Annotated in this window: 20 protein-coding genes; 10 read left to right on the top strand and 10 right to left on the bottom strand. The window is 75.5% G+C overall.

What is annotated here, in order from left to right:
• Nucleotides 1-24: 24 nt before the first annotated feature.
• Nucleotides 25-1,413 (bottom strand): MFS transporter, encoded by a 1,389-nt coding sequence (locus WMF42_RS09915; RefSeq protein WP_437691702.1) that lies wholly within the window; start codon nucleotides 1,411-1,413, stop codon nucleotides 25-27.
• Between the two features lie 396 nt (nucleotides 1,414-1,809).
• Here WMF42_RS09915 and WMF42_RS09910 point away from each other — a divergent pair, with 396 nt between their 5' ends.
• The 6 genes from WMF42_RS09910 to WMF42_RS09885 all read left to right on the top strand — a co-directional run bounded on the left by WMF42_RS09910 (nucleotide 1,810) and on the right by WMF42_RS09885 (nucleotide 10,858).
• Nucleotides 1,810-3,093, top strand: a complete 1,284-nt coding sequence (locus WMF42_RS09910; protein WP_437691700.1) for a hypothetical protein — start codon at nucleotides 1,810-1,812, stop codon at nucleotides 3,091-3,093.
• Between the two features lie 142 nt (nucleotides 3,094-3,235).
• A complete protein-coding gene (locus tag WMF42_RS09905; RefSeq protein WP_437691699.1) occupies nucleotides 3,236-4,441 on the top strand; it encodes a hypothetical protein in 1,206 nt (401 codons plus the stop codon).
• On the top strand, nucleotides 4,442-5,482 hold the full coding sequence (locus tag WMF42_RS09900; protein ID WP_061611552.1) for a diacylglycerol/lipid kinase family protein: 1,041 nt from the start codon (nucleotides 4,442-4,444) through the stop codon (nucleotides 5,480-5,482).
• Between the two features lie 104 nt (nucleotides 5,483-5,586).
• Nucleotides 5,587-7,263, top strand: a complete 1,677-nt coding sequence (locus WMF42_RS09895; protein ID WP_437691696.1) for a serine/threonine-protein kinase — start codon at nucleotides 5,587-5,589, stop codon at nucleotides 7,261-7,263.
• 5 nt (nucleotides 7,264-7,268) lie between these two features.
• Nucleotides 7,269-9,875, top strand: a complete 2,607-nt coding sequence (locus WMF42_RS09890; RefSeq protein ID WP_437691694.1) for a Kelch repeat-containing protein — start codon at nucleotides 7,269-7,271, stop codon at nucleotides 9,873-9,875.
• On the top strand, nucleotides 9,872-10,858 hold the full coding sequence (locus WMF42_RS09885; RefSeq protein WP_437691692.1) for a hypothetical protein: 987 nt from the start codon (nucleotides 9,872-9,874) through the stop codon (nucleotides 10,856-10,858). The genes WMF42_RS09890 and WMF42_RS09885 overlap by 4 nt, the downstream gene beginning before the upstream one ends.
• 30 nt (nucleotides 10,859-10,888) lie before the next feature.
• Here the strand turns inward: WMF42_RS09885 and WMF42_RS09880 are convergent, their stop codons facing one another.
• The 8 genes from WMF42_RS09880 to WMF42_RS09845 form a co-directional block, all read right to left on the bottom strand.
• Complete coding sequence (locus tag WMF42_RS09880; protein ID WP_061605301.1) at nucleotides 10,889-11,365, bottom strand: hypothetical protein; 477 nt, start codon at nucleotides 11,363-11,365, stop codon at nucleotides 10,889-10,891.
• Nucleotides 11,366-11,759: 394 nt separating this feature from the next.
• Entirely contained in the window at nucleotides 11,760-12,926 is a 1,167-nt protein-coding gene (locus WMF42_RS09875) for a hypothetical protein (protein WP_437691689.1), read from the bottom strand.
• A gap of 79 nt (nucleotides 12,927-13,005) precedes the next feature.
• Complete coding sequence (locus WMF42_RS09870; protein WP_061613169.1) at nucleotides 13,006-13,380, bottom strand: response regulator transcription factor; 375 nt, start codon at nucleotides 13,378-13,380, stop codon at nucleotides 13,006-13,008.
• 95 nt (nucleotides 13,381-13,475) lie between these two features.
• On the bottom strand, nucleotides 13,476-14,843 hold the full coding sequence (locus WMF42_RS09865) for an ATP-binding protein (protein ID WP_437691687.1): 1,368 nt from the start codon (nucleotides 14,841-14,843) through the stop codon (nucleotides 13,476-13,478).
• A complete protein-coding gene (locus tag WMF42_RS09860; RefSeq protein WP_061613167.1) occupies nucleotides 14,840-15,526 on the bottom strand; it encodes a response regulator transcription factor in 687 nt (228 codons plus the stop codon). The genes WMF42_RS09865 and WMF42_RS09860 overlap by 4 nt, the downstream gene beginning before the upstream one ends.
• A gap of 58 nt (nucleotides 15,527-15,584) precedes the next feature.
• Nucleotides 15,585-15,830, bottom strand: a complete 246-nt coding sequence (locus WMF42_RS09855) for a hypothetical protein (protein WP_155799103.1) — start codon at nucleotides 15,828-15,830, stop codon at nucleotides 15,585-15,587.
• A gap of 19 nt (nucleotides 15,831-15,849) precedes the next feature.
• On the bottom strand, nucleotides 15,850-16,416 hold the full coding sequence (locus WMF42_RS09850; RefSeq protein ID WP_061613165.1) for a Spy/CpxP family protein refolding chaperone: 567 nt from the start codon (nucleotides 16,414-16,416) through the stop codon (nucleotides 15,850-15,852).
• A 332-nt stretch (nucleotides 16,417-16,748) separates the two neighbouring features.
• Complete coding sequence (locus WMF42_RS09845; protein WP_437691684.1) at nucleotides 16,749-18,434, bottom strand: hypothetical protein; 1,686 nt, start codon at nucleotides 18,432-18,434, stop codon at nucleotides 16,749-16,751.
• A gap of 408 nt (nucleotides 18,435-18,842) precedes the next feature.
• Between WMF42_RS09845 and WMF42_RS09840 the strand changes: the two genes are divergently transcribed.
• Genes WMF42_RS09840 through WMF42_RS09825 form a run of 4 tightly spaced genes read left to right on the top strand, consistent with a single transcriptional unit; the run spans nucleotide 18,843 to nucleotide 23,250 of the window.
• Nucleotides 18,843-19,430, top strand: a complete 588-nt coding sequence (locus WMF42_RS09840) for a hypothetical protein (RefSeq protein WP_437691682.1) — start codon at nucleotides 18,843-18,845, stop codon at nucleotides 19,428-19,430.
• Nucleotides 19,427-21,001, top strand: a complete 1,575-nt coding sequence (locus WMF42_RS09835; protein WP_437691680.1) for a GMC family oxidoreductase N-terminal domain-containing protein — start codon at nucleotides 19,427-19,429, stop codon at nucleotides 20,999-21,001. Before WMF42_RS09840 ends, WMF42_RS09835 begins: the two co-directional genes overlap by 4 nt.
• A 54-nt stretch (nucleotides 21,002-21,055) precedes the next feature.
• A complete protein-coding gene (gene ltaE, locus WMF42_RS09830; RefSeq protein ID WP_061606533.1) occupies nucleotides 21,056-22,141 on the top strand; it encodes a low-specificity L-threonine aldolase in 1,086 nt (361 codons plus the stop codon).
• A complete protein-coding gene (locus WMF42_RS09825) occupies nucleotides 22,138-23,250 on the top strand; it encodes a tetratricopeptide repeat protein (RefSeq protein WP_437691678.1) in 1,113 nt (370 codons plus the stop codon). The genes ltaE and WMF42_RS09825 overlap by 4 nt, the downstream gene beginning before the upstream one ends.
• A gap of 63 nt (nucleotides 23,251-23,313) precedes the next feature.
• Here the strand turns inward: WMF42_RS09825 and WMF42_RS09820 are convergent, their stop codons facing one another.
• Nucleotides 23,314-23,925 carry a hypothetical protein gene (locus WMF42_RS09820; protein ID WP_434046572.1) on the bottom strand — a complete coding sequence of 204 codons (612 nt, stop codon included), beginning with the start codon at nucleotides 23,923-23,925 and terminating at the stop codon, nucleotides 23,314-23,316.
• Nucleotides 23,926-23,928: the final 3 nt, after the last annotated feature.

Raw genomic sequence — 23,928 nt, 5'->3', positions numbered from 1 at the left:
AGCGGGCTCGACCAGCCGGGGGCGCTAGTCCCGCGGCACCCAGCGCGACAGGACGACCCCCGGGATCGACGCCGCGAAGGCGATCGCGAAGAACGCGGTGAACCCCACGCTGGAGGCCAGGTACCCGCTGACGCTGCCGGCGAACGTCGCGGACACCGACATGAGCGCCGACCCGATCGCGAAATGCGACGACTTGTATCCGTCCACGCAGCGCCGCATCAGGAACACAACGAGCACCGCCGTGCCGACGCCGGCGACGAACTGCTCGAGCGTGACGAGCGCGACGATCCACGGGAGCGTCGGCCGCGACCACGCCAGCGCCACGTAGAGCAGGATCGCCAGGCTCTGCACGAGCGCGATCGGGAAGATGGTCCGCGCCAGCCCCCACCGCTTGATGAGCACGCCGCCGAGCGTCGAGCCGGCGATCGAGGCGACCGTCCCGACCCCGCCCACGTTGCCCCGCGCCGCCGTGTCGAGGCCGAGGCTCTTGAGCAGCGGCGACGACATGGCGAACATGAGCGCGTCGCCGGCCCTGTAGCAGAGGATGAACGCCAGGCTCGACGCGATCCGCGGCTGGCGCAGGAACACCCGGAACGGCTCGACGTAACGCAGCAGACCGACCGCGCCGCCCGCGGCGGCCGCTGGCGCGGCAGCGGCGCCCGGCGCGGCAGCAGCGCCCGGCGGCGCAGCGCCCGCGTCGGTCCGCGCCGGCGCCGCGGCGGCCGGCCGCGGCAGCCGCACCGCGTGGGCGCCCGCGAGCAGCGCGAGCCCGACCGCCGCCACCGCGAAGGACGCGCCGAAGCTCGCCCACCCGGCGAACGCGACCAGCAGCGCGCCCGCGAGCAGCGCGAGCCGGTAAGCCCCGACCCGCAGCCCGGAGAAGGCAGCCTGCGCGTCCTTGTCGAGCGCCTGCAGATAGAAGCCGTCGACAGCGATGTCGTGCGTCGCCGCCGCGACGGCGACCAGGCCGAACAGCGCCGCGACCAGACCGAGCGCGCCGCTGTCCGCCGCCGCGGCAAGCCCGAGGAGGATCACAGCGAGCGCGATCTCGGCGCCCACGAGCCAGCGCCGCGAGCTGCCGTGGAGGTCGACGAGCGGGCTCCAGAGGAACTTGAGGTTCCATGGGAGCCCGTAGAGCGACACGAGGCCGATGATCTCCAGGCTCGCCCCCGCGGCCGTGAAGAACTCCCCCGCCACCTTGTGCGCGATCGCGTAGGGCAGCCCCTCGGCGAAGTAGGTCGACGAGATCCACAGGCCCCGGCTCGCTCCTCGCGACGGCTCGCCGGGCGCCGCCGCCGCGCCGCGCGTCGCCTCCGGAGCGCCGCCGCTCGCGGCCTCCGCCTGCTCGGGCAGCGCGGCGCGCGCCGGGACAGCGGGTTCGACGGGCTTGTGGGATGTGACGACAGCCTCCACGCCTTCTCCGCGCTTCTCCACGCCTTTACGCGCGATTACGTGCCTTTACGTGCGTCCACGCACCCTTACACGAAGCGCCCCGGGGCGGAGCAAGTTCCAGGACGCGCGCGCGTTGGAGCGAGCGCGCAGACAGCCGCGCCGGGCAGCGTGGACGTGGGCGCGAGGACGCTGCGCGCTCCATCGCGAGCGACGCTGTGGTATCGGTCCGGCATCTGGTTTAACGGTGAACTGCATGCGACGGGCTCGCGCTCTCTCGGTGTCCCCCTGCCGTAACGGCCGCGACGCCGATCGCGGCGCTCCGTGCCGGACCGGCCGTGCGTCCGCGCTCGCCCGCGCCGCCCTCGCGCCGATCTGGCAGGCGGCCTGCCCATCTCCGGTCTTTCCGAGGGAGCGAGCGTGAACGAGTACACCCGGCGCGAGGAGGTCCGCGCCACCTTCATCGCGTCGGCCATCCTCGTCCTGTGCATCGCCGCAGCGGTCCTCCAGCTCGTGACCGTGGAGGGCAGGCTCATCCCCGACCCGGGCGCCCGGCGCCAGGCGGAGGAGTCCGAGGCCCGCATCGCCCCCGCGCGCGCCTGTGCCCTCGCGGGCGAGAAGCTCATCGCCGAGATCGAGGTGTTCAAGAAGCTCGCGGACGCGGCGCGCATGTCCGACCCCGAGAAGCCCGGCGCCGGCGCCGGGGGCGGCGCGCCGACGACGACAACGAGGACACGCGCGCTGCGCAACCCGCCGCCGCCGAAGCCCAACGAGCCCGACAAGCAGCTCGCGTGGGCCTCCGCCCAGCCGGTCTACAAGCAGGCCAAGATCCTGGCGGGCTGCCGCGAGGCGACCGACGCGCTCCTGGGGGCGCGGGTGAGCGCGATCCCCGCCTGGGACGCCATCGCCAGGGCTGCCGCGATCACGCCGCCCGGCGCCGCGGAGACCGAGCAGTTCGAGGCGGCGAAGCAGCTCCTCTCGCTGCTCGGCGACATCCCCGCCGACAAGGTCGCGCAGGCCACGAAGGACGCCGAGGCCGCGTACAAGGCGACCGCCGAGCGCGATCGGGAGCGCGCGCTCACCGCGATGGTCCGCGAGCCGCTGCCGCAAGGGGTCTTCTCGCGGCGCGTCGCCGTGAGCGTCGGCGTCGGGCTGACCGTCTGCGCGCTGCTCATCAGCTACCTGGGCGTGCGGGCCGCCTCGATGCGCCGCCTCGCCACCCTGCTGCCGCTGCGCGACGCGGTGCGCAGCGGGCGCCCGGGCATGCAAGCCGCGGAGATCCTGAAGACCGCAGCCGCGCACAACAGCGGTGAGCCCGGCATCGTGATCGGCGCGGCCATCGGCGGGCTCTCCGCCGCCCTCCTCGCCCCCAAGGACGCCGATCTCTTCGTCGCCGGCGTCATGACCGGCCTCCTCATCGGCCTCGGCGCGCAGTGGGCATTCCGCCTCGCGATCGGGGCGAGCCGCTGGCGCGCCCGCGCCACCGAGCTCGCCGACGTCGAGAAGCCCGCCATCCCGATCGTGCTCGTCCTGAGCGGGGTCAAGCCCGGCCTCGAGCCGGAGTTCATCCAGTTCCTCCGCTCGCTGCCCCCCACCGACGCCGCCGCGGCCGTCGAGAAGCTCGCCTCGCAGGCCGAGGAGCGCATCCTCGCCGCCGCCGACGCGGGCGCCGCCCTCCACCAGGGCAAGCCGCCGCCGCGGTGACGCCGGCCAGCGCGGGGAGCGCCGCCGGCCCCCTGCGCCGCGCCCGGCTCGCGCGGAGCGCCGCGGCGGAGGGGCGGAGGCGGCGCCCTCGCACCGAGCGCTCGATCCACACGCCGTTCCATGGAATGGAGGCCAACCCGACATGAGACATCCTCTGCAGGCCCTCGGGCGCTGGGCGTTCCTCCCGCTGCTCGCCGCCACCTGGTGGCTCGCCACGCCCCCTGCAGCGGCGCAGGACACGGCCGCCCCGCAGGCCAGCGCGCCGCCGGAGCCTCCGCCCGCAGCGCAGGCCGCCCCGCCGGCCAGCCCGCCGCAGACCGACGGCCCTCCGCAGGGCGACCAGCCCCAGGCCGAGAGCCCTCAGCAGGTCGAGAGCCCTCAGCAGGTCGACCACGCGGCGGCGACGGACGCCGCCGGCGCAGAGGCATCGCCCTCCAGGGCCGGGGGCGATCGCGCCGAGCGAAGCCCGGCGCGGCGCGAGAGGCCCGGCGCGACGAGCAGCCGCTCCGCCCCTTCGAAGAAGCGCCGCGGCGACATCAACCCGTGCATGACGCCCGACCCGGGCTGGGGCGTCTACGACCGGTGGTCCCGCGCGCCCTCGATCGGGCAGATGATCATGCCGCACCGCGGCGGGGTCACCAAGCGCGGCGGCTTCGACCTCATCATCCACTTCCACGGCCACGAGGCGCTCCGGAAGGAGTTCGTCAAGACGGCCGAGGGCGCCGTCCTCGTCGGCATCGATCTCGGGATCGGCTCCGGCGCCTACACGAGCGCGTTCTCGGCGCCGTACGTGTTCGAGAACCTGCTCGACAGCATCGAGCGCGCCGTGGCGAAGAAGACCGGCAAGAAGAAGGCGTACGTCCGGAAGCTCGGCCTCTCGTCGTGGAGCGCGGGCTACGGCGCCGTCGAGCAGATCCTGCGGCAGCCGGCCGGCAAGCGCGTCGACGCGCTGGTGCTGCTCGACTCGCTGCACGCGGGGTACGCCGACGAGCAGCAGCGCAAGCTCAAGGTCGCGCAGATCGAGCCGTTCATCGCGTTCGCGCGGCGCGCCGCGGCGGGCGAGGCGTTCATGTTCATGAGCCACTCCTCCATCCTGCCGCCCGGCTACGCGTCCACCTCGGAGACGGCGGACTTCATCGTGAAGCAGCTCCGGGGCAAGCCGAGGGGGGCCTCCCGGCGCGACGTGCTCGGCCTCGACATGATCCAGCGCTACGACCGCGGTGACTTCCACGTCCGCGGGTACACGGGCAACGACAAGCCCGACCACTGCGCCCACCTCGGCCTGATGGCGGACGTCATGCGGGTCCACATCAACCCGCGGTGGAAGACGCCGAAAGGACGGCGCTAGATGGGCGGCATCGGCGTCATCATCAACCCCCGCTCGCGCCAGAACCTGAGCGATCCCCGCGCCGCGTTCCGGCTCGCGCGCACGCTGGGCGACCACGGCGTCGTCCGCACCGCGCGCACCCGGGAGGACCTCGCCCGCATCGCCGAGGACTTCCGGAAGCTCGACATCGACGTGCTCGGCATCTCGGGCGGCGACGGCACGAACCACGTCGCCATCACCGGCTTCCTCGGCGTCTACGAGGACGAGCCGCTGCCGCCGATCGCCTTCCTGCGCGGCGGCACGATGAACACAGTGGCCAACGCCGTCGGCGTCCCGCGCGGGCGCCCCGACGGCCTGCTCGCCGGGCTCATCGCACGCTACACCGACCGCGGCCGCCACCCGCTGCGCTGCGTCGAGCGCCACGTGATGCAGATCGGCGCCCACTACGGCTTCATCTTCGGCACCGGCTGCGTCCACGGGTTCATCGCCGAGTACAACCGCAGCGAGGAGCGGAGCGCGACCTGGGCCGCGAAGGTCCTGGCCCGCGCGAGCGCCGCCGTGCTCCTCAACACCGACACCCAGGTCGCCGCGCGCTGGCAGGGCCGCGTGCACTTCGAGGACGGCTCGACGTTCCCCGACCGCGACTACCTCTCCGTCGCCGCCGGCACCGTGGACCAGATCGGCCTCGGGTTCCGTCCGTTTCACCGCTACGACGAGCTCCCGGAGAGCTTCCACATGCTAGGCATCCACACCACCGCGCTCGGCTTCGTCAGGAAGCTGCGCGACGTCTGGCGGGCGCGGCCGATGGGCGAGGAGCACACCTTCGAGAAGATCGCGCGGCGCGCGGTGCTCGAGGCCCGGTCAGGCGTGGTCCACTACGTGTGCGACGGTGACGTCCATGAGCACAGGGGTCCGCTCACGGTGCGCATCGGGCCCCGCGTGAGGATCCTCGTGGAGCACAAGTCCGGCCACCGGCCCGTGCGAGGCCCTCGCACGTTGCGCGACGTGTGTGCCCCGGGCGACGACGCGCCCGCTCGCGGAGGCCGCGCGCCGTCGGGGTGACCGCGCGCGCCGTTGCGCTGGCCACATACGTTGAGAGCGCGCGCGGATCCACCGCGCGAGACCATGGCTGTAGGGGGCGGGCACGGATAGAATACGCTCGCTCCATGCCGCCGCGCTCAACCTCCGCGCCCGCCCCATCGACGGGCTCGACCCTGCGGGCTGAGGACGGGAGCCGCTACTCCCCTTCTTCCGCGGCGTTCCCGCGCGCGAGCGCCCCCGACGCGATCGACACGGAGTCGTTCGATCCGTCCCCCCAGTCGCCGCCGCTCGCGTCGTTCGAGCCGCCGCACCCGTCGCCCTCGCGGTCGACACGGCGCATCTACCGCGAGGGCGACGTGATCGGCGGCAAGTACCGGCTGCGCTACGTCCTCGGTGAAGGCGGCATGGGCATGGTGTGGCTGGCCCACAACGACGTCCTGCACATCGACGTGGCGATCAAGTTCATCCGCCGCGAGGTCAACTCGACCGAGGCGACGCTGCGCCTCGCGCAGGAGGCGCGCGCGGCCGCGCGCATCGATCACCCGTCGATCGTCCGGGTGCTCGACTTCGGGGAGTCCGATCACCGCGATCCGTACATCGTGATGGAGGTCCTCCGGGGAGAGCAGCTCGTCGAGGCGATCGAGCGGCGGAAGCGCTTCGCGCCCACGGCGGCGCTCCGCATCCTCCTGCCGATCGCGAGCGCCCTCGCCGCCGCGCACGACCGCAGGATCGTCCACCGCGATCTCAAGCCCGAGAACATCTTCCTCGTGAAGAACGACCGCGGCGACATCACCCCCAAGATCGTCGACTTCGGCATCGCGAAGGTGTGGAGCGAGACAGCGGGCGGCGACGTGACCATGGCGGGCACGGTGCTCGGCAGCCCCGACTACATGTCTCCCGAGCAGGCGCGCGGCATCACCGACGTCGACGGGCAGACCGACGTCTGGGCCTTCTCTGTCGTGCTCTACGAGACGATCACGGGCCAGAAGCCGTTCCAGGGCGGCAACTACCACGATCTCGTGGCCGCGATCCTCGTCAAGGACGCGACGCCGATCACCGAGCTCGGCGCCGGCGACGCGACGCTGTGGAGCATCATCGCGCGCGGGCTCGCGAAGGAGCGCTCCGGTCGCTGGCGGACCATGCGCGACATGGGCGTGGCGCTCGCGCTGTGGGCGACCGAGCAAGGCGTCGAGGAGGACGTGACCGGCACCTCGATCGCCGTGCACTGGCTGAGCGAGGGGGGGCAGCGGCCGCTCTCCGAGCGGCCGGCCACGCGGGCGCCGAGGGGCAGCGCGGGCCAGGAGACGCTCGCGAGCGAGGACGTGGCCCGCCTGGACGCGGCGCGCCAGGACATCGCGCGCCAGGACATCGCGCGCCCTACCGGCGGGCTGTGGCTCGTCGCGGTGCTCGCGGTGGCGGCGATCGCGGTGCTCGGCGCGCTCGGCCTCGCGCTCTTCTCCCAGCGCGCCGTGCCCGCGCGCGACAGCGGCGCGGAGGCCCCGCCGGCGGCACAGCCCGCAGCGCCGCGGGACGCGACGCCCCCCGCCTCGGCCGCGGCGTCGCCGCCCGTCGTCACCCCGGCCGCGGCCCCGCAGCGCGCCGCCGCGCGGCAGCCCGACGGCCATCAGCGCGCCGCCAGCGAGCCGCGCAGCGAGCCGGCGGTCGGCGGCGGCGCGGACGCCGGCGACAAGGAGGCCGCGACGCCCCCGCGGCCCACCGGCTCGCGGCGCGCCGCGACCCCGCGGACGAGCCCGAAGACGTCTGGCGCCGCCCTGCCGGTCCCGGCCCGGCCCAACTTCTGAAGTCGATGCCCGCCCAGGAGAGCTCCACGCGCGGGAAGCGACATCGCGAGGCCTCGCTCGCCGCGCGCTGGCCGCTGCTGCTCGCGCTCGCCGTGCTCACCGGCGCCTGCTCGCTGCTCGCGGACAGCGCCCTCTCCGACAAGCCGTCCGAGACCGCCGGCCCCGGCGGCGGCTGCGCGCCGGACTGCCCGGCGGGCGCCTGCTGCGGCGGCGCGTGCGTCGACCCGAGCGTCGACGCGGCGCACTGCGGCGCCTGCGGCAACGCCTGCGGCGCCGGCGAGGCGTGCTGCGGCGGGTCGTGCACCAGCGTGCTGAACGACCCGTCGCACTGCGGCGCGTGCGGCGCGCCGTGCCCGAACACGCTCTGCGTTGGCGGCCACTGCTCGTCCGAGTGCGTCTTCGGCTTCGACAACTGCGACGGGAACATCGTGACGAACGGCTGCGAGGTCGACCTCACCAGCGATCCCGAGCGCTGCGGCGGCTGCTCCCTCCGGTGCCCCTCGGGCGCCGTCTGCGACGCGGGCCAGTGCGCCTGCGCGCCGCCGCTGCTCGACTGCGACGACCGCGACGACACGGGGTGCGAGATCGACGGCTCCTCGAACGCGGCGCACTGCGGCGCCTGCGGCGTCACCTGCGGGCCCAACATGGAGTGCCAGGCGGGCGCGTGCGGGTGCAAGCCGGGGTACGGCGACTGCAACGGCTCGCCCGACGACGGCTGCGAGGCCCCGCTCGGCACGAGCGCGCACTGCAAGGGCTGCGATGACGCCTGCGCGACCGGTATGACCTGCGATCTGCCCGGCGGCTGCGCCTGCGCGGACGGGCTCCTCGACTGCGACGGCGTGCCCGGCTGCGAGTCCAGCGGCACCGACCCGGCGACCTGCGGCGCCTGCGAAGCGCCTTGCGATCCGGCGACGCCGTACTGCGACGGGGCGACGTGCGCCGTCGCGTGCGCCGAGCACCTCACGACGTGTGGCTTGTCGTGCGTCGACACGCAGCGCAGCGCGAGCCACTGCGGCGCGTGCGGCGTCGCGGCGGGGCCGCACCAGCACTGCGAGGGCGGCGCGCTGGCCTGCGACGCGGGCTTCGCCGACTGCGACCCGGCCGCCCCGGGTTGCGAGACCGAGATCGCCCGCGATCCGCTGCACTGCGGCGCCTGCGGCGTCGCCTGCAAGCCGGGCGCCGCGTGCGTCGAGGGCGCGTGCGCGTGCGAGGGGTTCACGCCGCACGACTGCGGCGACGCCTGCCGCGCCTGCTGCTCGGACGCGGACTGCTCGGACGGCGACGGCTGCACGACGGACGTGTGCGTCGAGGGCGGCGCGGCGTGCCGGAGCGCGGGCTGCGCCGCCGGCGAGCAGTGCTGCAGCCTGGTCGCGTGCCGCCAGTGCTGCACCAGCGCCGACTGCGGCGACGGCGAGATCTGCTCCGGCGGCGCGTGCATCCCGCCCTGCGCCACCGGCCTCGTGGCCTGCGACGGGGCGTGCGTCAGCCTGGGCTCGACCGACCACTGCGGCGCGTGCGGGAACGCGTGCCTGAGCGGGCGCACCTGCAAGGACGGCGCGTGCACGCCCCAGTGGGTGCCCATGACGAAGACCAGCGCGCCCGCGCCGCGACAGCTGGCCGCCGCGACCTGGGTCGGGAGCGCGCTCTTCGTGTGGGGCGGCCGCACGGCGACCGGCGACGTGGACGACGGGGCGATCTACGATCCGGCGCACGACAGGTGGTCGTCGCTCGGCCGCGACGGCGCCCCCACGCCGCGCGTGCTCGCCTCCGCTGCGTGGACAGGCTCCCGGGTGCTCGTGTGGGGCGGCGGCTCGTTCGTGAGCGCGTCCGGCCTGTCCACCGGCGGCGCCTACGACCCGGCGTCGGGCGCCTGGCGCGCGATGAGCACCGCGAACGCCCCCACCCCGCGGCGGGCGCCGATCGCCGTGTGGACCGGGACGCGCCTGCTGATCTGGGGAGGGCACGCGGGCGGCGTCCCCGTGGCCGGCGGCGCGCTCTACGACCCGGTCGCCGACGCGTGGACGCCGACCGCGAGCGCCGGCGCCGCCCCTGCGCGCGACGGCGTCGCGTGGGCCTGGTCGGGCACGGAGCTCTACCTCTTCGGCGGGCAGACGGGCCGCGCTCCGACGAGCGAGGGGCACGCCTACAACCCCACGACCGACGCGTGGCGGACGCTGCCCGGCGCGGGCGCGCCGAGCGCGCGGCGCGACGCGTTCGCTGTGTGGATGGGCAACCAGCTCCTCGTCTGGGGCGGCCTGAACGAGCGCGGCGACACCCTCGACGACGGCGCGAGCTACGACCCGGCGACCGGCGCGTGGAGCCCGATCGCCAACGCAAAGCCCCCCTCGGAGCGCAGCCGCATCGAGCGGCGCACAGGCTGGACGGGCTGGACCGGGACGCGCGCGCTCATCGCGGGCGGGTGGAGCAGCGCGATGACAAGGAGAGACGGGAAGCTGTACGACCCGCTGGGCGGCGGGTGGGCCGCGGACATGCCGGCCGCCGCTCGGACGCACAGCTACGGCGTGGGGGTCTGGACGGGGACGGAGCTCATCCTCTGGTCCGGGCTGAACGGGCCCGCGCTCACGCCCGACGGGGAGCGGTTCAGGCCGTGACGCCGCGTCGACATCGCCGCGCGCTCGCGGGCGCCCTCGCCCTCCTCGTCGCGGCGGCGGGGGTCCTCTGCGCGCCGGCGCCGGCCGCCGCGCAGAGCGCGGCCGACGTCGCGATCGCGCGCGAGATCTTCATCGAGGGCTCCGAGCTCGCGGGGCAGGGCCGCTGGGAGCAGGCGCGGGAGCGGTACGAGCGCTCCCTCGCGATCAAGCGCGCGCCGATCACCCTCTACAGCCTCGGGGTGGCGCAGCAGCAGACGGGGCAGCTCGTCGAGGCGCTGGAGAGCTTCCGCGCCTTCCTGATCGAGCCGTCCGCGCCCGCGACGAAGGAGTACGAGCCGCTCGCGCGGCAGGCGGTGCACGACCTCGAGCTCCAGGTCGCGGCGCTGGAGCTCAGGCTGTCCCCGGCCGACGTCGCCGGGCTCGAGGTCAAGATCGACGGCGGCGTCGTGCCCGCGGCGGCGCTCGATCGACCGCGGCCGCTCAACCCGGGGAGCCACACGGTCGCCGCGAGCGCGCCGGGCTACCGCGAGGCGCGGCGAAGCCTCTTCGCGGCGCCGGGGAGCCGCGTCGTCGTCGTGCTGAGCCTCGTGCGCGAGGCCGCGTCGGCGCCCGCGCGGCCGCGGGCCCCGAGGGCGAGCGCCCCGCTGGGCGGCGCCGCCGCGAGCGCGGCGCCCGACGCCGCCACGAGCCGCGTCGTGCCGATCGCGCTGCTCGCCGGCGGGCTGACAACCGTCGCGGCCGGCGCGGCGATCGGGCTGCTCGGGGTCGCGAGCGCGTCGGACGCGCCGACGCGGGACGGGGACGCCGCCGACGCCGCGCGCGCCCAGGCGCTCGCGGGCGACCTCGTCGCGGGCGCGGGCATCCTCGCGGCCAGCGCCGGCGTGCTCGTGCTGCTCCTCGATCGCGACCCCGCCGGCGCGCCGGCCAGGAAGGCCCCGCCGCGCGCCGCGCTCGGCCCGCGCGGCCTCACCGTGCGCTTCTGAGCTTCCGAGCAGCAGCGCGCGGGGAAGTCGCTACGCGTTCGGCATCTCGCTGCGGTCGAGGCTCACCACGACGAACGCGCCGTAGTTGAGGACCGTGAGCGAGTCCTCGTCGAGGATCAGCACGCGGACGCACTGGGGCGGAGACGGATCGAGCAGGTCGGCGTAGGGATCGCACGGCGCCTCCTCCGCCGGCGGCAGCACGGCATGGAGGAACGCGTACAGCCGCGCCCGATGGCCGAGGACGATGCTCGCGCCCGGCGGATCCGCGCGGGTCGACGCGACACCGCGGAAGAACAGCCGGCGCGCCGCCGGGGACACGACGAGGATCGCCGCGTCGGTCACGTCGAGCGCGCTGCATGTGCACAGCTCCTCCACGCGATCGCTCACGTCCGTCTCCACCGTCTGGAACAGCCGGAGCCGCCGCCGCTGCCCCTCGGTGAGGCCTGGCTCCTCGAGGTAGGCCTCGAGGCTGCACCCGTGCGTGTTTCGCGCGCACCCGTAGGTCATTCCGTCTGCACCGTGGCTCCGCCTGCTTGCCCGATCTGTCAGCCGGGTCGGACGGCCGTCACGCCTCCCCGCACGGGGGCTCATGCACGGGATTAGCCAACGCGCGCTGCGAGGCCGCGCCGCTCCGGGGCGCGCCGCGGTTGTCCGGATCTTCCAGCGTGGCGACCAGCGACCAGGACGCACGCCCTCGTCGCGGGCAGCGGTGCAGGCGCAGGGGATTCAAATCGAGGAGCGAGCGCCCGCGCCGGGTGCACAGCGGCGAGCGCGGCGCGCTCACACAGCCCGACGCGCCGGGCCGCCGGGCTGAGCCCGGGGGCGGCGCCGGCGTAGGCACCCCCGGGCGGCCGGCGCTGCGGCGCTGTCGCCGCCGTCGCCGCCGTCGCGGCGGCCGGCGCTACGGAGCCGCCGGCGCAGCGAACTTCGCCGTGAGCTCCACCTGGGCCACGCTGCGCTGGGCGCCCGGCTGGCCGCCGGCGCCGGGCGGCACGAGCAGCGCCTGGAGCCGCTGCGAGGCGTCGGCGGTGCCCGGCGCGAAGCTCGACGGCGACCAGGCGAGCGTGCCCTTGCCCGAGGACTCGAGCCTGTCGATGGTCAGCGTGACCTCGCCGTTCGGGCCCGGCAGCTTGAGATCTGCGCCTTCCGCGTACTGACGCGTGTCGACGCTGAGCGAGATGACGTCGCCCTCCACCTTCTCGACCTTGAAGACCCGGTACCGCAGCACCGGGAGCTGCGCGCCCGACGCAACGGCGCGGTCGGTGACCATCCAGTAGGCCCCCGCGCCGACCGGCTTGTCCGGGAGCGGCGGCGTGACGAGCGTGATCGCCTCCCCGAGCGCGGCGAGGAGCGGCTGGAGCCCCGGATCGGCGCCCTTGGCCAGCTCGATCTTGTGGTTGCTGACCACGTTCGCCGGCGAGAGGTCGTAGTGCAGCGCGCTCCCCTTCAGCTTCGCGAGCGCGTCCCCGAGCTCCTTCGGCGGGCCGCCGATCGACATCGACGCGAGCGTCGCCGACGTGACCTTCGCGATCACCTTCGTCGGCGCCGCGCTCGCCGCGGGAGCGGCCGCGCCCGCGCCCTCCTTGGGTTTGTCCGCCGGCTTCTCCGCCTTGAGGCTCACGCCGAGGTCGAGGTTCGGCATCCCCTGCGGCCCGCCCATGCGCAGCCCCAGCGTGATGTTCAGCTTTTGCTCGGATTTCGGGTCGATCTTCGGGGCGAGCCGGGCCCTTGGCTCGCTGCCCTCATCGACGACCTCGATCTTGTAGGGCATGTCCTTCGGGAGCGCGGCGGCCGCGGCCTGCGGCGAGAACACGCCGTTCTCCGGCGGGCCGTCCGTCGGGCCGCCGCCCGGCGCGGGCCGCCCTTCGGCGGGCGCGCCCGACGCCGCCGCCGCGAGCTCCGCGCCGAGCTTGCCGCCGAGCACCGGCTGCGGCGGGCCTGCGTCGAGCGCGTTCGCGTCGGCGGCGACCTGCGCCTTGCTCTTGTCCCCCTCGCACCCCGCGACGAGCCCCGCCAGAGCGACCGCCGCGAACGTCGAAGCCGTGATCCCGCGCCACCGAGTGTGCATGACGGCGGGGTGTAGCCAAATCCCGCGCCATGTTCCAGCGCGCTCTTGCGCCGGCCGGCCGGCCGGCGATCGCGGCGCCTCAGCCCCGCCGCGCGGCCTTGAGCCCGCCGATGTACTCCAGGAGCTCGAGGGGCCGGAACGGCTTCGCGTAGTAGGCGGTCGCGCCGAGCGTCTCGGCGCGGGCGCGCGACGCGACGTCGTCGAGGGCGCTGATCACGACGATCGGCAGGCTGGAGGTGCCGGGATCCGCGCGGAGGCGGGCGCAGACCTCGAAGCCGTCCATGCTCCCGGGGAGCATCAGGTCGAGCAGCAGCACGTCGAACGGCTCGGTCAAGGCGAGCTCCACCGCCTCGCGGGCGGTGCCGACGCCGATGACCTCATGGCCGCTCGCGGCGACCAGCGCCTCGATCATGCGCCGGATCGCGTCCTGATCTTCGCAGAGGAGGATTCGCATGGTCGCGAGCCCAGGGAGGGTCGCACCCGCGCCGCCGCGCGGTCAAGCGGGAACGCCCCCGCCGCGCTGTCGAGCGGGAGCGACCCCGCCGCGGGCTACGCGCGGCGAGGAGCGCTCCTCGATCGCGCGTCGCCGGCGGGCGGACGCAGGGCGAGCTCGATGCCCACGCGCGCCCCGCCGCCCTCGCGGCGCTCGGCGAACGCGCGGCCCCCGTGCGCCTCGGCGATGCGCTTGCACAGCGTCAGGCCGAGGCCGAGCGAGCCGCGCTCGGCGCCGCCGTCGCTGCCTTGCGCCCGCTCGCGCCGGAAGAACGGCTCGAAGATGCGCGCCTCCTCGCCCTCCGCGAACCCGGGCCCGCGGTCCTCGACCTCGAAGACGACGCTGCGCGGACCGCCGGGACGGACCCGCACCCGATCCGCCCCGCCCCCGTGCGCGCGCGCGTTCTCGAGCAGGTTGGCGAGGGCGCGCGCGAGCAGCGTCGCGTCCGCCTGGAACGCCGGCGTCCCCTCGACGACCTCGAGCAGCGTGGGATCCAGCCCGGCGCGCTCCACCGCGCGGACCGCTGTCTCGGCCGGGTCGAGGCGGGCCAGGGTGAGGGCCGCGAAATCGAGGCGCGAGCTGGCCAGGAGATCGCCGACGAGCGCGTCGATCTCCATGACCTCGCGGTCGAGATCGTCGAGCACGGGCGCGCTCGTCCCGCCGCCCCCGCGGGCCATCTCGGTGAGCAGGCGGATCCGCGCGAGCGGCGTGCGGAGCTCGTGCGACACGGCGGCGAGGAGCTCGCGCTGGTCGGCGAGCTGGCGCTCGATGCGCGCGGCCATGTCGTTGACCGCCTCGGCGACGACGCTGACCTCGCCCTGCCCGTGGCGGTCGAGCCGGACGCGGCTCGACAGCTTGCCGGTGCCGATCTCGTGGGCGACGTGGGCGAGATCGACCAGGGGGCGGGCGAGGCGGCGCGAGATGAGACCGGAGGCCGCCCACAGGACGATGGCCACCGCGAGCAGAGGCAGCGCCAGGCGGAGCGACGCGCCGGAGCGGCCGCGCCCGGGGCAGAGGAGCACGGTGCCGAGCGGACCGGCATCGCCGCGGACCTGCGCGCTCAGCGCCTGCACCCGGCAGGGCTGGCCGTACCGCGCGAGCCTCCGCCCCGTCGCGTCGAACAGCTCCAGATCGGTGTCGAAATCCTCGGCGATCACGCGGGCGAGGGCGTCGCGGGCCACCGGATCGCCCCAGACGCGCTGGAACTGGTGGCCCACGAACGACTGGGCGCGGGCGTGCTCGCGCCGCCAGCCGGAGTTGCCGACGCGATCGATGGCGCCGGTCGTCGCGATCGCGGCGACCGCGGTGATCAGGATTGTCGCGCCGAACCACATGAAGATCCGTCGGTGCAGCCGCGCGTTGACGAAGCGGCCGATCGAGACCTTCCGCCCGTTCTCGCAGAGCCAGGACCGGTAGCCCTTCACGCGCGGTCCTTGGCGAGCACGTAGCCGACCCCGCGCACTGTCTTGATGAGCTTCGGCGACCTGGGGTCGTCGGCGAGCTTCTGCCGCAGGTGCGAGATGTGCACGTCGACCGTCCGCCCGCCGACGTTGACGTCGCCGCGGCCGGCCTCCTCGAGGAGCGCCTCGCGGGCGACGACGCGGCCGGCGCGCCGCGCGAGGGCGACGAGGATGTCGAACTCGATGCCGGTGAGCTCCGCGGGCTTGCCCGCCACGGTGACCACGCGGCCGGGCACGTCGATCGCGATGTCGCCGGCCACGATCCGCTCGCCGGCGGCGTCGGGCGTGGCGCGCCGGAGCACGGCCCGGAGGCGCGCGAGCAGCTCGCGCGGGCTGAACGGCTTCGCGATGTAGTCGTCGGCGCCGATCTCGAGGCCGACCACGCGATCGGCCTCGTCGCCCCGGGCGGTGAGCATGAGGATCGGCATCGAGCTCTTCTGCCGGATGCGGCGCACGACCTCGATGCCGTCCATGCCGGGCATCATCACGTCGAGCAGGACGGCGTCGAAGGTGCCCGCGGCGAGGGCCGCGAGGCCGCGCGCGCCGTCGCTCGCGACGGTCACCGTGAAGCCGTTCTGCTCGAGGTAGCTCGCGAGCAAGCCGTGGAGCCTGGTGTCGTCGTCGATGAGCAGGAGCCGCAGCGCCATGGAGGGGACCCGGGTGCAGGGGCGGCAGCGCGCGGCCGCCGCTCCCCGTGTTTATAGCTCAGCGGCCCGCGCCGGTGTCGGCCTCTGACGGTCCGGATTGCGCGGGCGAGTCGCCCCGCGGCGATCGGCGATCGGCGCGCTCGGAGCGCTCTGCCTGCCGCGCGGCGTCCACGCAGAGGGACGCGACGTGCCGCTGGAAGGCGTCGCGGCGGGCCTCGGTCCGGCAACGCAGCGAGGAGAAGCCGGAGGCGAAGCCGAGGACGGTGCCGAGCACGAGCAGCGTGATGGTGATCTGGCGTCTCATGATGGTCTCGATGCCTCCTTCACGCCCACTCGCCGTGGGTCCTGTAGGGATCGGCGTGATGGCCGCGCCACCCGGCCCTGCCCGACCACAGATCGCGGAACGCGGGCGGCCCGATCTCGATGAGATCGGCGAGCTGCTCGCGCTGCCGGTCGTCGAGCACGGCGTGGATCTTCCCGAGCGCGCCGACCGAGGCCCGGCGCAGCGACTCGATCGCGGCGTCGTGCCGCGCGAAGAGCTCGCCGAGGCGGGTCTCGTCGAAGCTCGGGCTCCGCACCGCGGCGGCGACGTCCACGCGCGTGCCGCGGATCTCGCCCCGCTGCGCGTCGGCGGCGGCGCGGAGCTCGTCGATGGCCGAGACGATCACCTTCTCCTGCGACGGGGTGGTGCCGAGCCGGTCGAAGAGGAACGACAGGAAGAAGCGCCGCCGGAGGCCGAAGCCGCCGAAGCCGCGCCGGCGGTGGACGTGCGGCCCGGCGCCCCAGGGGCCGGCGCCCCAGGGAGCGCCGCCGCAATCGTAACGGCCACCGCGCCGCACCACTGCGATCAGGCCGATCAGACAGGCCGTTCCAACCAGGAATCCCAACATGATGAATACCCTCCGTGAGCGTCTCCGCTGTCGATCCGTGCACGGGGCAAGTGCGCGCGGCCTCGGTTCCTCCGAACGCGAGCGCGACCCCGGCGGCAGCGCCGGCGCCGCAGACGCGCGGCCCCGGACTGCCAGGGCCCGGGCCGCAGACGCGCGGCCCAGAGCCACGACGAAGCTGCGCAGGGCGTGTGAAGGATGTGCGGGAGCGCGCGTGAAGAAGAGTGAAGGCGGCGGATGCGGCGCCGCGATGGAGCGACGCGCCGCGAGCGAGCCAGGCGGCGCGGCGAGCGAGCGACGCCGCGATGGAGGGGCGCCCGCGACGGAGCGGCGCGCTACGTCCTGTCGGACGGCTTTCCGCTCTCGGGCAGCTCCAGCGCGTCGAGGCCGTCCAGCTCGGCGTCGAGCTTCTTCTCGGCGCCCGCGACAGCCCACGGGTTCGTGCGCTCGCTCTCCGCTCCGGTGTCCTCGTCGCCGTCGCCGTCCTCCTCTTCGAGGTCGTCGAGCGACTCGACCCCGGCCGCGGCCGGCGCGGCGCTCGGCGAGGACGGCGTTGATGCAGGCGGCGTCGACGCGCGCGCCGCCGGCGGCGGGGGCGGCGTCGACGCGCGCGCCACGACAGGGGGCGCGGGCGGCGTCGACGCGCGCGCTGCCGGCGGCGGGGGCGGCGTCGACGCGCGCGTTGCCGACAGCACGCCCGGGTCGCTCGGGAGCCTGCCGCGCGCGGGCTCGCCCCCCGGTGAGGCGCCCGCCGCAGCGGCGCCCGCCGCGGACGGCGGCCTCGTGACGATGGCGCTCGGCGGCGTGACGTTCCCGGCGGCCCTCGGCGTCGCGGCAGAGGCGCTCGGCGGGCTGCTCACCGAGGAAGGGAGCCCCCCGGGCGGCGAGCTCGCGGCGCCGGACGGAGCCCCGGCCGGAGCGGCGGGCTTGCCAGCCGAGCCGAGGTCGGGCGCGCCGCCGGCCGAGATCGAGATGGGAGCCGACGCGGGCGTGCTGCCGGAGGAGGCGGGGCCCGACACCGACGCGCCGGCCGCCGTCGCCGTCGACGCTGTCGCGCCGCCCGGCGCCGCGGGAGCCGACGCCGCCGGCTTCGACGCTGTCGCGCCCCCGGACGACGCGGGGCCCGACGCCGGCGCGCTGGCCGCCGTCGCTGTCGACGCTGTCGACGCTGTCGCGCCGTTGCGGCCGGAGGACAGCTCCGCGGGCGCCGCCTTGGGCGCGTCCGCCTTCGGCGCTGCGCGCGACACGTCGAAGCGCATCGCCTTCTGCGCGAGCTGCACCACGGGGAGGATCTCGCGCGGCGGGATGTTCGCGGCGATGACGTCCGGCCCGGCGATCGCGAGCTCGCCGTCGGCGTGGAACGGCACGCCCGGGCGCTCGCGCTCCTGCTTGAGCCGCGCGTTGTCGATCGCGACGCGGACCTCGAGGGGGATCCGGGTCTGCCAGAGCCGGCCGTCGATCGCCGTGCGCACGTCCCACGGCGTCAGGATCGGCGTCCTCCCGATGCCCTCGAACGGGCTCCGGTCCGCGAGCAGCGCCTTGAGCAGCCAGGCGACGATCTCCTGGTGCTGCGGCGTGTCCTCGTCCCACGGCATCGACTCCCGGAAGAACTGCCAGTACCCGCCGGCCGGGCCGTAGACGGCGAGGTCGCGCGGGTCGAAGGCGGCCTCGAACGCGCGCGGGGTGATGTCGCCCTCGTCGATGACGGAGTCGATGAGCGCGCCCTGGAAGTCCGGCGTCTTGCGGCGCGCGGCCCGCGGCGAGAGGCCGGTGAGGGACGTCGTGATCTGCTGGCGGATGTCGCTCCGCTCGCGGAACCAGCCCATCCGCTCGACAGCGCCGAAGCGCTCGCGCAGCTTGACCGGCGTCCACCAGGGCAGGTCGAGCTCCCGCAGCCGCGCCACCAGCTCGGCGACGAGCTGCAGCGCAGGCTCGCTCGCGAGGTGCACGCGCGCCTCTCTCCTCAGCGTCTCGTCGTCTTTGCTGTCAGGATCCCGGTGCTGCAGCGATCGCTCCGCCATCGTTCCTCCCTGTCCCCCTGGCTGCTCTGCTGCATACCAGAACCGGATCCGCGACGGACAGCCCGCGCGCGCCGCCGCGCAGCGCGCTCCCGCGCTGCTCGACGCGGGCGCTCCGACGCAACACGGCGAACCGTCAGCGTGTCGTTGTGCAACCACGCGCGAACGTCTCGCCGTGGCTTCCGCGGAGCGCGCCCGTCACCATGGCCGCCGCGGAGCGCGCCCGGCGAGCGAGGGCGACGGCGCGCCGGGACACGGAGCGGCGCGCGGGAATGCAGCGGCGCGCTGGCGAGCCGATCCGCGAGGCGTCCCCCGCCGCGTGGCCGAGGCCAGCGCCAGGGGTCACCCGGCCGCCACGCGCGCTCCCTTGGCGCTCGGCGCCGGGTCGATTCGAGCTACGATCTCGTGGCCATGCAGGACGCTGGTGAGAGCGCGCGCGGGCCCGCCGCGCGAGGGTTCGATCGGCTGGAGCGCCCCGGGCGAGGGCTCGCGCCGTGGACGCGCCGCGTCGTGTGGTCCGCGGCCGAGGCGATGCTCTGCGACGAGGACGAGCGCGGGGAGCTCGTCCCGCCCGGCGCCGGCGTCTGCGAGCGCGCTGTCGCGGCGCTGGATCTCTCGCTCGGGCAGGGCAGCCCCGAGACGCGGCGCGGCTTCGCGCTGCTGGCCGTCTGCCTCGAGATCCTGCCGCTCTTCGTGATCGGCGCCGTCAGCCGGATGAGCCGGCTCCCGCTCGGCCGGCGGCTCGCCTACCTCGAGGCGCTGGAGTCGAGCCGCTTCGGGCTCCTCGCGATGCTGCTCGTCGCCTTCAAGGTGCCGCTGTGCATCCCGGCGTTCGAGGAGGGAACGGAGCTCGCGCTCACCGGCCTCGACCGCGAGAGCACCGCCGCGCGGCGCAGGCTGCCCGCGCTCCGCGCCGCCGCGGACGCGCCGCTCGCGACGCCGCGCGACGGCGCGCGCGCGCAGCCCGCCGACGCGCCGGGCGCGGAGGGGGCGGCGTGAGCGGCGCGATCGCGTCGGGCGAGCCGATCGTCAGCGGGCGCGACCTGCCGGCGGGGTTCGACGAGGCGTGCGACGTCGTCGTGGTCGGCTCCGGCGCCGGCGGCGCGGTCGTCGCGGCGCTGCTCGCCGAGGCCGGGCGCCGCGTGATCGTGCTGGAGGAGGGCCCCTACCACCGCCCCGACGACTACCAGCGCTGGAAGCCCAGCGAGTCGCTGCGGCGGCTGTTCCGCGACGGCGGCATGCTCACCGCGTTCGGCGTGGGGCAGACGCCGATCATCTCCCTCACCCTGGGGCGCGCCGTCGGCGGCTCGTCGGTCGTGACCGGCGGGGTCTGCTTCCGCATCCCCGGCGGCGTCCACGCGCGGTGGGTGCGCGAGCTCGGCCTCGACGAGCTGTCGGAGCGCGCGCTCGAGGCGGCGTACGAGAGCGTCGAGGAGCGGCTCCACGTGCGCGAGGTCCCCGAGGCGCTGCGCTCGGCGTCCACGGCGCGCTTCGTCGAGGGGGCGGCGCGGCTCGGCATCCCGATGCGCCCGCTCCGCCGCAACACAGGCGACGCGTGCGAGGGGAACGGCCGGTGCAACTTCACCTGCCCCGCCGGGGCCAAGCGCTCGGTCGACGTCGCCTACCTGCCGTCCGCCACCGCGCGCGGCGCGCGCGTCGTCGCCGACGCGCTGGTCGAGCGGATCACCGTGGAGCGCGGGCGCGCCGCCGGCGTCGAGGGGCGGCTGCTCGGCGGCGAGCCGGGCGCGCCGCCGCGCCGGTTCCGGGTGCGCGCGAAGGTCGTGGTCGCCGCGTGCGGCACGCTGCACACGCCGCTGCTCCTCGGCACCGCGGGCGCGTTCCGGTCGAGCGGCGCGCTCGGCCACGGCGTGACGCTGCACCCGGCGGTGCGCGTCGTCGCGCGGTTCGACGACACCCTGAACGGCTGGGACGGCGCGCTCCAGAGCGTGTACTCCGACCACTTCGACCCCGAGGGCATCAAGCTCGTCGGCGTGTACTCGGCGGTCAACGTGCTCGCGGCGGGCCTCCCCGGCGTCGGGCCCGCGCTGCGGCGGCGCGTCCGCGCGCTCCCGCGCTGCGCCGTCTTCGGCGCCATGATCCACGACGAGGGCGGCGGCCGCGTTCGCCGCGGCCTCGGCCGGGAGCCGGTCGTCACGTACGCGATGGCGCCGCGCGACCTCGCGCGGCTCCGCCGCGCCATCACGATCCTCAGCGAGATGGCGCTCGCCGCCGGCGCGCGCGAGGTCTACACCGCGCTGCTCGGCGCGCCGCCGATCACGTCCATGGACGCCGCGCGCGCGGCCGAGCGCGCCCCCGTGGACGCGCGCCGCATCGAGTGCATGGCGTTCCACCCGCTCGGGAGCGCGCGCGTGGCGAACGACCCGCGCCGCGGGATCGTCGACCAGAGCGGCGAGTGCTTCGAGCTGCCGGGGCTGTTCGTGGCCGACGGATCCATCCTCCCGACGAGCATCGGCGTGAACTCGCAGGTGCCGATCATGGCGATGGCGACGCGCATCGCGTGGCGGATGGCCGAGCGCTTCCCGGCGCTCGCGGCGGCGAGCCCCGCGTAGGGGCGAGGGCGCGGTGCTAACGTGTCGGCCGGGGCCGACAGCCGAGGTTTCAGCATGCAAGCGATGATCGATCTCCGCTCCGACACCGTGACCCGACCGACCGCGGCCATGCGCGCGGCCATGGCGGCGGCCGAGGTCGGCGACGACGTGTACCGGGAGGACCCGACCGTACGCCGGCTCGAGGAGCGCGCCGCGGAGCTCACGGGCAAGGAGGCCGCGCTGTTCGTGCCGAGCGGGACGATGGGCAACCAGATCGCGCTCCTCTGCCACACGCAGCGCGGCGACGAGGTGATCGCGGGCGAGGGCGCGCACTGCGCGTTCTACGAGAGCGGCGCCGCGCCCGCGTGGAGCGGCGTGCAGTTCGTCTTCGCCGGCCGCGGCGGCCTGTTCACGGCGGCGGACGTGGAGGACGCGATCAAGCCGCCGCAGTACTACCTGCCGCGCACGCGCGTCGTCGCGATCGAGAACACGCACAACCGCGCGGGCGGCCGGGTCTTCCCGCAGGACGACGTGCTCGCGATCGCCGAGGTCGCGCGCGCGCACGGGCTCGCGCTCCACCTCGACGGGGCGCGCATCTGGAACGCGGCGGTCGCCTCCGGCCGGACCGTCGCCGAGCTCGCGGCGCCGTTCGACACGGTGAGCGTCTGCTTCTCGAAGGGGCTCGGCGCCCCGGTCGGCTCCGCGCTGTGCGGCGGCGCCGACGCGGTGCGCGCCGCGCTCCGCTTCCGGAAGATGCTCGGCGGCGGGATGCGGCAGGCCGGCGTGCTCGCGGCCGCCGCGCTGCACGCGCTCGCGCACCACCGGGGCCGCATCGCCGAGGACCACGAGGCCGCGCGCGCCATCGCGCGGGCCCTGCGCGCGGTCGCGCACGCGAAGGGCGCGGCGGCCGCGGCGATCGAGGAGCCCGAGACCAACATCCTCTACATCGACACGCCCGGCGCCCCGGCCGAGCGGCTCGTCGACGCCGCGCGGCGCCGCGGCGTGCTCGTCAGCGCGTCCGGCAGGAGCACCGTCCGCGCCGTGACCCACCTCGACGTCGCGCCCGAGCAGGTCGCGCCGGCGGCGAGCGCCCTCGCCGAGGCGCTCGCCGAGGTCCTCTCGCAGCCGCGCTGTCGCGACGGCGCCGGCGCGCGCGCATGAGCCGCGCCGCGAACGCCTCCGCGGCGGCGCTCGCCCTCGCGATCGCCGCGCTGCTCGGCCCCGCGTGCGCGCCGGCGCGCGGCGACGCCTACCTCGCCGCGATGGCCGCGGGCGAGCGCGCCTACCACGCGGGGCGCTACCGCGAGGCGGCCCGCTCGTTCGACGGCGCCGCGTCGCGCGCCGCTCGCGTGAAGGATCGCGACGAGGCGCGGCTCCTGGAGGCGCGCTCCTTCGAGCGGGCGGAGGCCTGGAGCGAGGCGCGCGCGTCGTACGAGCGGCTGCTCGCCGACTCGCCGGCCGGGCCGCGCTCCGAGCGCGCGGAGTTCGAGCTCGCCGACCTCGAGATCGAGCACGGGGACCCGGACGCGGGCCACGCGAAGCTGCTCGCTGCGACGCGGCGCCACCCGTCGCACGGGCTCGCGCGCAACGCGCTGAAGCGGCTCATCCGCCGCGAGGAGGAGCGCGCCGGCGCGGGCGGCGCGCTCGCGTGGCTACGGCAGCACGGCCCTGCGCTCCGCGGCACGGCGCTCGATCAGGACGTCGCCTACCACACCGCGCTCCTGCTCGAGCGGAGCGGCGATCGCGAGGGCGCGCTGCGCGCGCTCGTCGCCGCCGCGCGCGCGCACCCGTACCCCGCGGGCAACCTGACGGACGACGCGCTCTTCCGCGCGGCGGAGCTCGCGGCCGCGCTCGGCCGCCCCGGGGAGGCGATCGGCTACCTGCGGGAGATGCTCGCGGCGCGCGAGTCCGCCGTCACCGGCAGCTACGACCGCGGCAAGTTCGACGACGCGCAGCTCGAGATCGCGCGCCTCTACCGCGACGCGCTCGGCGATCGCGCGGCCGCGCGCCGCGAGCTGCGCAAGCTCTACACCGACCACCCCGCGTCCATCCTGCGCGACGACGCGCTCTGGGCCGAGGCGAAGCTGTGGCGCGAGGACGGCCGGACCGAGGAGGCGTGCGCCACCGCGGCCCTGATCACCCGGGAGCTCCCCGACTCGCGCTACGCGCGCTGCGCGCGCGCCATCTGCCCGTCGCTCCCCGAGCCGGAAGCGAAGCGCCCGTGCGCCGACTACATCCTTCGCGAGCTCGACGGCGGGAAGGATCCCTGACGCCGGAGCGTCGCGCACGCGCCGCCGTGGCGGCGCGTCGCCGCCGCGGCGGACCGCACACGCTCAGTCGTCCTCGTCGGCCGCGGGCTCGAGCTCGGCGTCGTCGTCGTCGCCCTCCTCGTCGTCGTCGTCGGCGAGGTCGTCATCGTCGGCCTCGTCGAGCTCGTCGTCGTCCTCGCGCGGCTCGTACTTGAGGTCGATGCCGATGTCGCCGAGCTGCGTCTCGAGGAGCTCGAAGAGCTCGTCCACGTCGTCGCCCCCCCACTCATCGAGCACGTCGGTCAAGAACTCAAAAAAATCACCGCTGTCCAGGCGACGCTCGATCTCTTCGACCTGCTCTTCCGAGAACGCCTCGAGGACGTCCTCGCGCAGCGCTTCGGTGTCGCCTTCCTCAACGGCATCCGCCGCAGAGAGGCGGATCTGCTTTACGGCACGCTTGTCGAGGTGAATCTCCATGAAGGTGGCTTCGTTTAGGCGACCCTCGCATCTGCCGTCAAGCGGCGTATGGGGTCGAGCTTCAAGAGATCGCTCGCCGCCCTCGACGCCCCCCTCCTCACCCCCTCTTTTCCAAGGGCCTTCCCGACGGCGCCGAGGAGACCCGGACGGCCGCGCCCTGAGCCCGCCGCCCGCGCCGCCGAGGAGCGTTGCCCGCGGCAGATCTCTCGCGTATCTCAAGCA

The organism is Sorangium sp. So ce176 (genome assembly GCF_051519835.1).
GTDB classification, from domain to species: domain Bacteria; phylum Myxococcota_A; class Polyangia; order Polyangiales; family Polyangiaceae; genus Sorangium; species Sorangium cellulosum_G.
The sequence above is the reverse complement of the archived record's forward strand: the minus strand, read 5'-3'. Positions and strand labels throughout refer to the sequence as shown.